This window comes from Streptomyces milbemycinicus, assembly GCF_002154605.1.
GTDB lineage: Bacteria > Actinomycetota > Actinomycetes > Streptomycetales > Streptomycetaceae > Streptomyces > Streptomyces milbemycinicus.
In genome coordinates this window covers 18,547-28,623 of the sequence record NZ_MUNE01000014.1, presented here as the reverse complement: position 1 = coordinate 28,623, position 10,077 = coordinate 18,547, and the positions used below count along the sequence as shown (strand labels likewise).

At 66.9% G+C, this 10,077-nt stretch carries 10 protein-coding genes and 2 pseudogenes; 5 read left to right on the top strand and 7 right to left on the bottom strand.

From position 1 onward, the window contains the following. Positions 1–83: 83 nt before the first annotated feature. From CCN51_RS01190 to CCN51_RS01180, 4 genes and pseudogenes are all read right to left on the bottom strand, one after another. Complete coding sequence (locus CCN51_RS01190; protein ID WP_014173900.1) at positions 84–455, bottom strand: RNA polymerase sigma factor; 372 nt, start codon at positions 453–455, stop codon at positions 84–86. Then, complete coding sequence (locus CCN51_RS54195; RefSeq protein ID WP_143675701.1) at positions 452–664, bottom strand: hypothetical protein; 213 nt, start codon at positions 662–664, stop codon at positions 452–454. The genes CCN51_RS01190 and CCN51_RS54195 overlap by 4 nt, the downstream gene beginning before the upstream one ends. Then, a complete protein-coding gene (locus CCN51_RS01185) occupies positions 661–906 on the bottom strand; it encodes a hypothetical protein (protein WP_014173899.1) in 246 nt (81 codons plus the stop codon). Before CCN51_RS01185 ends, CCN51_RS54195 begins: the two co-directional genes overlap by 4 nt. A 1,162-nt stretch (positions 907–2,068) precedes the next feature. Beyond that, positions 2,069–2,872 (bottom strand): annotated as a pseudogene (locus CCN51_RS01180) (helix-turn-helix domain-containing protein); the annotation flags it as partial. Positions 2,873–3,002: 130 nt separating this feature from the next. Between CCN51_RS01180 and CCN51_RS55675 the strand changes: the two are divergent. Continuing rightward, positions 3,003–3,224: pseudogene (locus CCN51_RS55675) on the top strand (hypothetical protein); the annotation flags it as partial. A gap of 247 nt (positions 3,225–3,471) precedes the next feature. Here CCN51_RS55675 and CCN51_RS01175 read toward each other — a convergent pair. Further along, complete coding sequence (locus CCN51_RS01175; RefSeq protein ID WP_014173896.1) at positions 3,472–4,053, bottom strand: TetR/AcrR family transcriptional regulator; 582 nt, start codon at positions 4,051–4,053, stop codon at positions 3,472–3,474. A gap of 262 nt (positions 4,054–4,315) precedes the next feature. Between CCN51_RS01175 and CCN51_RS01170 the strand changes: the two genes are divergently transcribed. The 3 genes from CCN51_RS01170 (at position 4,316) to CCN51_RS01160 (ending at position 5,877) form a co-directional block, all read left to right on the top strand. After that, on the top strand, positions 4,316–4,666 hold the full coding sequence (locus CCN51_RS01170) for an antibiotic biosynthesis monooxygenase family protein (protein ID WP_014173895.1): 351 nt from the start codon (positions 4,316–4,318) through the stop codon (positions 4,664–4,666). A 157-nt stretch (positions 4,667–4,823) separates the two neighbouring features. Continuing rightward, entirely contained in the window at positions 4,824–5,210 is a 387-nt protein-coding gene (locus CCN51_RS01165; protein WP_014173894.1) for a VOC family protein, read from the top strand. Positions 5,211–5,448: 238 nt separating this feature from the next. Then, positions 5,449–5,877: a DUF4267 domain-containing protein gene (locus CCN51_RS01160; RefSeq protein WP_014173893.1), complete on the top strand. Its 429-nt coding sequence runs from the start codon at positions 5,449–5,451 to the stop codon at positions 5,875–5,877. A 241-nt stretch (positions 5,878–6,118) separates the two neighbouring features. Here CCN51_RS01160 and CCN51_RS01155 read toward each other — a convergent pair whose 3' ends face one another. After that, positions 6,119–7,207, bottom strand: coding sequence for an integrase core domain-containing protein (locus CCN51_RS01155; protein ID WP_043486199.1), 1,089 nt, complete (start codon positions 7,205–7,207; stop codon positions 6,119–6,121). A 128-nt stretch (positions 7,208–7,335) separates the two neighbouring features. Continuing rightward, positions 7,336–8,352 carry a LacI family DNA-binding transcriptional regulator gene (locus CCN51_RS01150; RefSeq protein WP_014173891.1) on the bottom strand — a complete coding sequence of 339 codons (1,017 nt, stop codon included), beginning with the start codon at positions 8,350–8,352 and terminating at the stop codon, positions 7,336–7,338. Positions 8,353–8,627: 275 nt separating this feature from the next. Here CCN51_RS01150 and CCN51_RS01145 point away from each other — a divergent pair, with 275 nt between their 5' ends. Then, entirely contained in the window at positions 8,628–9,944 is a 1,317-nt protein-coding gene (locus CCN51_RS01145; RefSeq protein ID WP_014173890.1) for an ABC transporter substrate-binding protein, read from the top strand. Positions 9,945–10,077: the final 133 nt, after the last annotated feature.

Below are 10,077 nucleotides of genomic sequence, written 5' to 3'. Positions count from 1 at the left end.
CCGGCCGCCGGTCGTTGCGTGCGGGCGCACCAGCGGCTGATCGGCCGTGAACGCCGGCGGGTGGGAGGCGCACTGGTGGTCGCTCACTGCCCCTCCTCTTGCTTGATACGGACGGCGGCGGCTCGGCGGGCTCTCATCAGGTGGGCGCGGACGGTTCCGGGATCCAGCTCCAGCTGCTCCGCGATCTCTGCGGGGGTGAAGGACTGCAGGCTCAAGGACAGGACCTGGCGTTGCCGAGGGGGCAGGGTCTTCAGTATCTGCAGCATGTCGTGGCGTGCTTCGAATTCCGCAAGCGCATCAGGGCTTGGCACTAGAGACGTCGGCTCCGGCAGCTCTTCGACGGGCGCTTCCATCTGCACGCTTCCGATCCTGCAGGCCCACATCCGGCCTGCGGCTTTGTAGACATACGCACGTGGGTGCTTGACGCTGTCCCAGCGTCTGAGCAGCTCGATCATGCAATCCTGGGCGATCTCCGCGGCGATTGCTGCAGGGCGCCGCTCGCGATCAGATACGCGATCAGCGGCTTGATCGCTTCCCGGTAGAACGCGGCGAACGCCCGGCTGGCTGCTACGCGCTCAAGCGCCCGATGGCTTGCCAGAGTTGGAAGGGAGCGTGCCGGTTCGGCCAGGTTGCCGGCGCCCTCGGCCGAGTCGTGGGTACTCACGCCGCGTTCGTCTCCCCCGGGCTACGGGTGATCTTGATGCGGACGCTGTGTCCGTCGGGCCGCTGCTCCACGACCTCCGCCTGTCCGCCTTCGGCGATCGACTGAGTCACCGAAGTGAGGTGCTGGCGCTGCACCTGCTCGTGCCGGGTGCGCCAGCGCAGACGCAGCCACAGGCCAACCAGCAGACACACCTTGCCGGAGACAATCGAGACGATGGCCAGGATCACGATTGCCGTATCCATCCAGTTCCCCTCACGAAAGGCCGGGCCACCGCGACCCGGCACAAGTTGAGAGGCTCAACCGACCGTCACCGTGTAACCGCAACACCAGATTTGTCGCAATACCCTGGCCAGCAGCTCGTCACTTCGCGCACCACCGTCCAGGCACGGCCTGGCCATCCCGCTGACCTTCCATCCCAAGGACGACCGGGCCGAAGCCTTGCCCCCCCTTGCGGAGACCCCTCTGCGGCCAGCCCAAGCAGCGCTTGGCACACTATTTAGCGTGCAAGGGCACCTGCCGACTGTCTCGCTACGGCGCTACAGAGCCCGATAGGGCGCTCACGCCCTGGGAGTGCCCCGTCTGCCGGCGGACGCCAAGGGGCATTACCTCGTCTTGACGCGGCAGGCACCTTGCGGCCGGGACACCCGAGCACCGGCTGCCTGCGGAAACACGCCGACCGAGGCCCTCAGCCCACAGCTTCCCCCTGTCGCATGGGGAGCACGAGATCGTGCTCCCACCCCGAAAGGGGGTCGAGAGCCGACAAGGGGTTCTTATACCTCTCGATGCAGAGAGCATCCGAATCGATCGGATGATCTCAGGGGCCTGTGGTTGACGACGGCGCGTGGGGGCGCGGTACTGCGCTGTAGGTCTACCGGATCGGGTGACGGACGAATCGGGCACCGTTGACACGTCTGCGAGTTGGGAGCACGAGGGCTCCCAGAGGGCTCCCCATTGCTCCCAGCCCGGACATGGTTAAGGCCGCTCCCGCTACCCGCGGAAACGGCCTCCGACCTGCGATGATGCTGGTCGGGACGACAGGATTTGAACCTGCGACCCCTTGACCCCCAGCCCAGTGACCACCCTCCGCGACGATCTGTAGCGCACAGTAGCGGCAGGTCTCGGAGCCGTACAGCGCCGTACAGAGGAAGAGAACGCCGCTCCCAGCGGGGGGCTCCCGAGCACGCTCATCCCGCTGCCACACTCCTATATTCTGGCCACTGCCGACCCTGGTACCCGAGATCACGAAGGAGGATGAGCTATGAGGCCAGCCACTGCCACGAAGCTCCGCGCCAATGCCGCGACCGTCCACCAGCTCGGGCGTCAGCACGGCTTGCACTCCTTCGCGCTCAGCACCGAACCCGGGGAACTCGTGGCAACCCTGGACGCCGACCGCTCCTACTTCGTGACGACCTCGATCCCCGCATGCGCCAGGATGGCATCGAACAGGTCGGAGAACTTTCCGTCCCGGTCCCTGATCATGTAACGCGCTCGGCAGCCCGCGTCCTCAAGGTCCATGGTGAGGTTCTTCGCGGCCTGCGCCACCCATGAAGAGGTTGGGTGCGCGGTGGCACCCAGGACCCGGATCCGTCGGTTGGCGTGCTCGATGACGGCCAGCACGTACATCCGAGCCCCGGACAGGGTGACCGTTTCGAAGAAGTCGCAGGCCAGCAGGGCGTCGGCCTGGGAGCGCAGGAAGTCCGTCCAGGTGCTGGAAGACCGCTCGGATGCTGGATCGATACCGGCCTCTTGCAGGATCTCCCACACGGTGGAAGCCGCCACTTTCACGTCCAGGACGAGCAGTTCGCCGTGCAGGCGGCGATATCCCCAGCCGGGGTTCTCCCGTGCCAGGCGCAGCACCAGGGCCCGCACGGAGTGCACGGTCCGTGGCCGTCCCGAACGCTTGGACCGGGAGGCGGCAGCATGGCGGCGGGCGAGAAGGTCGCGGTGCCAGCGCAGCACCGTGTCCGGACGCACCGGCAGCCGCACTCCGCGGAGCACGTCCGTGGGGAGCCGGTGCAGCAGCGCCGCCAGAAATGCCCGGTCGCTCGGGGCGAACCGCACCCAGCCCTTACCGAGTTGGCGTTCCAGCACCATGATCTGGTGCCGCAAGGCGAGTATCTCAACAGCTTTGTCTCGATCACCCATCGGTAGCAGGCGCAGCATGGCTAACGCATTCGTCACGCCCAAGTAGGCCAGTCGCAGCAGCACGGTCGATCATCTTGCCGCGGCGAGCACCAGCCTCGCGAGAGCGCCCGTTCAGGCGACTTCGCCGGTCGACCTCCCGTACACGGCGCGCACCGCATCCCACCAGGGCGGATGATATTTTCGGCAGCGCAACCTCGGCGCCGCCGTCGACCACCTGCGGGCCCTGCCGCCCGAGGAGCGGGAGCATGACGTCCTCAACGAGGACGTGGCCCGGGTCTCCCCGCTGAAGCACGCCAACCTCAACTGCCTGGGCCGATACAGCTTCGCCGCCCGCCCGCCACGTGAGGGCCTGCGCCCACTGCGTGACCCGGCGACCGTCCACCTCGACGAGGACGACGAGGGCACCGGCGAATGACGCGGCGTTAGGGCGCGTATCGGGTCGTGATCAATGAGCATCGCAGCTTCCGGGGCGGATGCCCGTCTGGGGTACGGGGCCCGGCGATCTGCGGCTGCGCCGTGTGGACCTCCGGCTGCGTGCCCGCCGGCCTCATGATGCTCGGCGGCAAGTCCCGCAAGCCGCAGAAGCAGGGCTGATCCTTTCGGTCTTCCCTTTGAGGGCATCCGCCGTGACCGAGGTCGCGGTGGGTGCCTGGACGCGTTCTTCAGGGCGTGGGTGCGGTGAGATACCGCTGGACCGTGGGTCCGAGCCAGTCCACGATCTCCTCGCGGCCGAGCGCCACGCTCGCCGGGAACCGCAGCACGTAGCGCGTCAGCGCGAGCCCCAGCACGGTCGAGACGCACAGTGCAGCCCGCGCCTGCGCCTGCTCCGGCTCGTGGCCCAGTCGGCGGGCCAGCGGGATCATCTGCTCGCGCAGCACGCTCTGCATGCGATCGGCGGCGGCCGGGTCGGTGGCGCCGACCCGCATCAGCGCGGTGAGCTCCCCGTTCTCCTCCCACAGGGTGAGGAAGTGGCGCACCAGCGTACGGCCGATCTCCTCGCGCGGTTCGAGGGACAGGCCCGGCAACCCGGGATCGATCGCGACGGCCGCCGCGAACAGGCCCGCCTTGTTGCCGTAGTAGCGCATCACCATTGACGGGTCGATCTTCGCGTCGCGCGCGATGGCCCGGATGGTCGCCTTCTCGTAGCCGTCCGCCACGAACCGCTCGCGGGCCGCGTCGAGGATCGTGGCGCGGGTGGCGTCGGAACGCCGTGCGGCCTGCTGGTTCTCCGTGGTGCCGGTCATGCCAACAACGTAGACCAACAGGTGTTGACAGTCCAGAGCTGCGGCTCTACGTTTGCCAACAACGTTGGCCAACGGCGTTGACCAACAAGCGTTGGCAAGGTCGCAGTCGCTGGAGGCCTTGGTGTCACCAGCGATGCCCTTGAGCGACCGTCAGATCCCCTCGTGCCACAGATAGCGAGCGTCGTGAGCGTCGCCGGACCCAGTACGGCGGTGGCCGGCCTCAGTGCCGCGGGGCAACCGACAGCGAGAGGAAGTACCGAAAATGGCCAAGCTGCAGAGTCTCGACCCGAATACGCCGATGTTCGCGCAGTTCAAGGAGAAGACCGGACCCATCGTCCTGGCCAACACCTTCGTCGTCCCGAAGGAGAGGACTGAAGCGTTCCTGGCCCTCTTTCGGAGGCAGGCGGAGTTCATGAAGGCTCAGCCGGGATTCGTCTCCCTGCAGATGCACAAGGGAACGGCGGACAGCCAGCTTCTGATGAACGTCGCGGTCTGGGAGTCGACCGAGGCGCTCGCCACGGCGTTCGGCAGCCCGGAGTTCCAGCGCATGGCGGCCGAGTTCAGCGACGACATCGTGTCGTACCCGCACATATTCGAGCAGATCAACGTATGACACGGCAGCTGCAGCCAGAGAGGGCAGCCGGAGAAGCCCTGCCCTCCCCCCGGCAGTCACGCATCCATGCACCATGCCGGGTCGCCAAGGCCGAGCCCGAAGCCGGCCGCGCCTTGCGCCCCACCACGCGTAGCCCCGTCCCTGAAGAGGAGTCACCATGCCCGTGGAACTGAATCACACCATCGTCCCCGCCCGTGACCCGCAAGCCTCGGCGCAGTTCCTGGCCGACATCCTCGGCCTGAGTGTCGATCCGCCGGTGGCACACTTCACGCCGGTCACGCTGGCCAACCAGGTCAGTCTGGACTACGACCAGCTGGACGACTTCGAGCCACACCACTACGCGTTCATAGTCAGCGAGCAGGAGTTCGACGCCGCCCTCGCCCGCATCCAGCACGGCGGGATCACCCACTACGGCGATCCTGCATGCCAAGAGATCGGGCAGATCTATCGCAGTAAGCACACCATGGGCCGCAGGGGCGCCTACTTCCGCGACCCCGACGGACATCTCATGGAAATCCTCACCCCGGGCGGCGCCGGGTCGTGAGGCCGATGGCGGCCCAGCGGATCACGGCTTCACTGGTGGTGGCGGGATCGCGGCAAAACCGGCATCGGCGAAGACGAACCGGCAGGCCGGCGCGGTCAGAGACCGAGTAAGGCGATCTCGCCCCCCACCCGCGCCGGTCCGCGTCATCTGGCACGTCATCGACCGCCCCCGCTATGCCCGCCGCATCCGCCGCTGAACCCCTGCCCCACCCCAGGCCGAACGTCAAAGGAGAAGAACCATGTCGCTGAAGAACGTCAACACCGTCCTGGCCACCGTCTGCGCCCTGTTCGTCCTCTACCTCGGGTTGTCCTTCATCCTGGTCCCGGAGGCATCCACTCAAGGCGTTGGCCTGCCGACCTGGCCCGCCGGCAACGGCGACGGCTTCCTCATCATGAAGGGCACCCGCGAATTCTCGATGGGCCTGGTCATCGGCATCCTCCTGCTGACGGGCCACCGCCGCGCCCTGGGCTGGGTCCTGCTGATGGAGGCCGTCGCCCCGTTCGGCGACATGATCAACGTCTTGGCCCACCACGGCCCCCTCGCCGCCGCGTTCGGCATCCACGGCCTGACCTCGGCGCTGATCGCGATCACCGGCCTGCTGACCCTCCGGGAGACCAGTAAGGCTCACAAGGCCACCGCCCCGGCGCCCGCCGCACAGCCCGCCTGACAGCTGCATGCCCCCAAGGGGTGGCCCGGCCACATGGCCGGGCCACCCCTTATCCGTCAGCGACCGCCGAGAAGGGTCAGGCAAACGATCTTCTTCCAGCCGGCGGCGGCATGACAGCTGAGGCGGCCTGCTGCGCCGCAGCGGCCACGGCCACCTGAACTGGCTGGTATTGGGCACGGGTGCCGCGGTCACCACCATGCCGCTCATCACCCTGTGCCGTTCAGAAACCTGTCGCGGCAGGTCAGGCCGCATACCTGTACTCGTTGATCAGGCCGCTGAGGACGCGAGTCTGGAGTAGTCGTCGCGGAGTGCGCGAGTCAGTCAACGCTGCGACCTGGCGGTCGCAAAGGGGCGGACGTTGCCCACGGGCCTGATGAGGGCGATGGCCGTTGTAATGCTGGGAGTAGACGTCGAGGACGTGCCGAGCGTGGGCCTCATTCCAGATCAGCACGTGATCGAGGACTTCACGCCGCAGTGTCCCGATGACTCTCTCACAGTGCGCGTTCATCCGCGGGGACCGCGGGGCGGTCTTCAGGGTTTCGATGTCCTCGGCTTCGAAGACCGCGTCGAAGGACTCGGTGTATTTGCTGTCCCGGTCGCGGATCAAGAAGCGCAGCGACTCCAGGGGCATTCCCTCGTGGAGGGCAAGGTTGCGGGCCTGCTGGGCTGTCCACTGTGCGGTCGGATGTGCGGTCACCCCGGCGACGTGGAGGCGGCTTGTACCGTGCTCGAGGAAGACCAGGGCGTAGACCCGGCGAAGATTCACCAGGTCGATGTGCAGGAAGTCGCAGGCGATGATGGAGCCGGCCTGAGCCGTAAGGAACTCGCGCCATGTCGGCCCGCTGCGGCGGGGAACAGGGTCGACACCTGCTGCCGTCAAGATCTTCCAGACCGTGGAGGCGCCGATCCTGTGGCCCAGCCGGGCGAGCTCGCCCTGGATTCTGCGGCAGCCCCAGCGCGGGTTCTCCTGCGCCAGCCGGAGCACCAACCTCTTCACAGCTTCCGCTGTCGGCGGGCGGCCCGGCTTGCTCCGGCGCTCACTGTAGTCCCACCTGCGTGCAACGAGACGTCGATGCCAGCCGAGCAACGTCCCCGGCGTCACGCGGAACACCTGCGTCCAGCGCGGCCGGGGTATCAGCGAGGACAGTGCCGCGAACCACAGCCGGTCCGCCCACTCGTACCGCACCGGACCCGCGAGTCGCCTGCGCAGCGCCACGTTCTCATGCCGAAGCACCAGCAGTTCGGCGTCCTTGCCTGCCTGTCTGCGTAACAGCACCGCCGGAACGGAGAGCAGCCTCCGTGTCACCTGGCACACCAGTGAGACGATCACCCAGGCATGATCCCAGCGTGCCCACGAGGCCACCAGACAGCCTATGAGCTGCAGCGACGCATTTCTGAACGGCACACCTCAACGGCACAGGAGCGGGAGAAAACCGCCAGGCGACCCCCTCGGTCGGATCAGGAGGAGTCGCGGACGACCAGCGTGGTGGGCAGGACCACGTGTCGGCGGGGCGTCTTGGGGTCGGAGATCTCCTGGATCAGGATCCGGGCGATCGCACTGCCGATCTCCTCGACGGGCTGGCGCACGCTCGTCAAGGACGGGGTGGTGTGACGGGCAATGATCGAGTCGTCGAAGCCGACCACCGCCACATCCTCCGGGACCCGCCGCCCCTGCGCGCGCAGTTCGACCAGGGCGCCTGCGGCCATGACGTCGGAGGCTACGAACACGGCGTCGAGGTCGGGAACGCGTCGCAGCAGCTCGCGCATGGCCCGCTGCCCGCTCTTCTCGGTGAAATCCGCCCGGGCCACAAGCACCTCCTCGGGTTCCCGGCAGGCCTCCCGCAGGGCGTTCCGCCAGCCTTGGAGCCTGCTGCGGCCGACTTCCATGTCCAACGGCCCGGTGATCGTCGCGACCTTTCTCCGGCCGCGTCCCAGCAGATGACGCACGGCCTCCTCGGCGCCGCCCAGATTGTCCGAACGAACATGACTCAGCGGCTCGGAGGGAGACCGCCGCCCGGCCAGCACCGTGGGAAGGCCGAATTCCTCCAGCAGCCCGGGGATCGGATCGTCCCTGTGCACGGAGACGAGGAGTACGCCGTCGACCCGTCGCTCGGCGACCGACTCGGTGAGCTGGTCGAGTTCACCCTTGTCACGCACGAGGACGAGCTGCAGCTGCGTCTTGGTGTCGACAAGACCGGTGCTCACGCCACGGATCACGGCGGAGAAGTAGGGCTCCGAGTCCAGCCTGCTCTCCGCTTCAGGGATGACCAGTGCGATGGAGTTGGTCCTGCTGGTGACCAGGCCGCGCGCCACGGAGTTCGGCACATAGTTGAGTTCGGCGATCGCGGCTTCCACCGCTGCTCGGGCCCTGTCGCTGACCAGCGGTGATCCATTGATCACCCGAGAGACCGTGGTGCGTCCGACCCCGGCCCGTGCGGCCACGGTCTTGATGGTCGGTCGCTGGCTGGCGCCCATGATTCCCTCCTCCTGCGCGCTGCTCCCCTGGCGCTCACCAGCGCATTGTGCCAGAGCGTTTCACCGGCCACCGGCCGGAAAGTGAAGGCACGACGTCTGGCGGCAACAAACTGGATTCAAGTTCTTGACACAGCCGTCTTCCCACCGCCAGTCTTCCCTGGACTTACTGGGAACGTACCCACCACGAATGGGAGCGTTCCCACTCGCGGATGTAGCCATGAGCCGTCCCAGTGGTTCGTACTCCGGTGCGCCGGTGCCGTTGTCAGGAGGAAGAAATGGGTGGGCCCTACAAGCTTTTACGTACAAGAAGTGCGGCTGCCGTCTCGGCCGCGCTCGCTCTCGGGCTGGTCGCCGGCTGCGGTGGAGGCAGCGACTCGGGAACGGGAGGCGGACGGTCCAAGGACGGCAAGGTCACCATCACCATGGGCCTGTTCGGGGTCATGGGCTTCAAGGAGACCGATCTCCTCGATCGGTACATGAAGGAAAACCCCAACGTCACCATCAAGGCCGAGGTGGCCGGCGATGAGCAGACGTACTACACCGCCCTGCAGACACACCTCGCGGCGGGCAGCGGGCTCAAGGACATCCAAGGCATAGAGATCGGCCGGGCCAAGGAACTCGTCGACACCCAGGCGGACAAGTTCGTCGACTTGTCGGACGTGCCGGGCACAGATCACTTCCTGCCGTGGAAGCTCAACCAGGTCACCACCTCCAAGGGCAAGGTCATCGGTCTCGGCACGGATATCGGACCGATGGCCGTCTGCTATCGCAAGGATCTCTTCAAACAGGCGGGCCTGCCCACCGACCGCGAGGAGGTGGGCAGGCTCTGGGAAGGCGACTGGTCCAAGTTCGTCGACGTGGGCAAGGAATTCAAGTCCAGCTCCAAGGACGACAAGGTCGCCTACATCGACAGCGCCAGCGGGCTGTTCAACGCGATGGTCTACGGCGCCTCGAAGCAGTACTACAACGAGAAGGGCGACCTGATCTATCAGGACAACCCTGTGGTCAAGGAGGCCTGGGCCACGGCCTCGGAGGCCGCCACCTCGGGGCTGACGGCGAAGCTCCGGCAGTTCCAGCCCGGTTGGGATCCCGGGCTGGCCAACGGCACCTTCGCCGCCACCGTCTGCCCCGCTTGGATGCTCGCCCACATCAGCGAGAAATCCGGAGCCGCGAACAAGGGCAAGTGGGATGTCGCGAAGGCGCCCAAGGGCGCCAACTGGGGCGGCTCCTTCCTCGGCGTCCTGGAGAAAAGCCCGGTCAAGGAGGAGGCCAAGAAGCTCGTGGCCTGGCTCACCGCGCCGGAGCAGCAGGAGTACCTGTTCAAGAAGCTCGGCAACTTCCCCTCTTCCGCAAAGGCGTTGAAGTCCCCCGGTGTGGCGGAGGCGAAGTCCGAGTACTTCAGCGGCGCACCGATCGGCAAGATCTTCGGCACCGCGGCCCAGGAGATCCCGGACAAGCAGGTGCTGGGCCGGAAGGACGGCACGATCAAGGACATCTTCTCCCAGGGGCTGACGCTGATCGAGTCGCAGAACCAGAGCCCCGACAAGGCGTGGGCCACCACGGACAAGCGGATCGAGAAGGCCACCGGCTGACCGTACGCACTTCCAGGGTTCCGGCGGCCGTCACGGCGGCGGCCGCCGGAACCGACCCCTCACCCATGTCTCGAAAGGAGGCCTGAAGGTGGTCACTTCCGGTTCGGTACCGCACGCCGACGGCACCCAGAAC

Excerpts from the sequence above, each read along its gene's own strand:
- CCN51_RS01190 (WP_014173900.1), bottom strand. The coding sequence starts at position 455 with ATGATCGAGCTGCTCAGACGCTGGGACAGCGTCAAGCACCCACGTGCG.
- CCN51_RS01185 (WP_014173899.1), bottom strand. The coding sequence starts at position 906 with ATGGATACGGCAATCGTGATCCTGGCCATCGTCTCGATTGTCTCCGGC.
- CCN51_RS01175 (WP_014173896.1), bottom strand. The coding sequence starts at position 4,053 with ATGACCGGCACCACGGAGAACCAGCAGGCCGCACGGCGTTCCGACGCC.
- CCN51_RS01170 (WP_014173895.1), top strand. The coding sequence starts at position 4,316 with ATGGCCAAGCTGCAGAGTCTCGACCCGAATACGCCGATGTTCGCGCAG.
- CCN51_RS01165 (WP_014173894.1), top strand. The coding sequence starts at position 4,824 with ATGCCCGTGGAACTGAATCACACCATCGTCCCCGCCCGTGACCCGCAA.
- CCN51_RS01160 (WP_014173893.1), top strand. The coding sequence starts at position 5,449 with ATGTCGCTGAAGAACGTCAACACCGTCCTGGCCACCGTCTGCGCCCTG.
- CCN51_RS01150 (WP_014173891.1), bottom strand. The coding sequence starts at position 8,352 with ATGGGCGCCAGCCAGCGACCGACCATCAAGACCGTGGCCGCACGGGCC.
- CCN51_RS01145 (WP_014173890.1), top strand. The coding sequence starts at position 8,628 with ATGGGTGGGCCCTACAAGCTTTTACGTACAAGAAGTGCGGCTGCCGTC.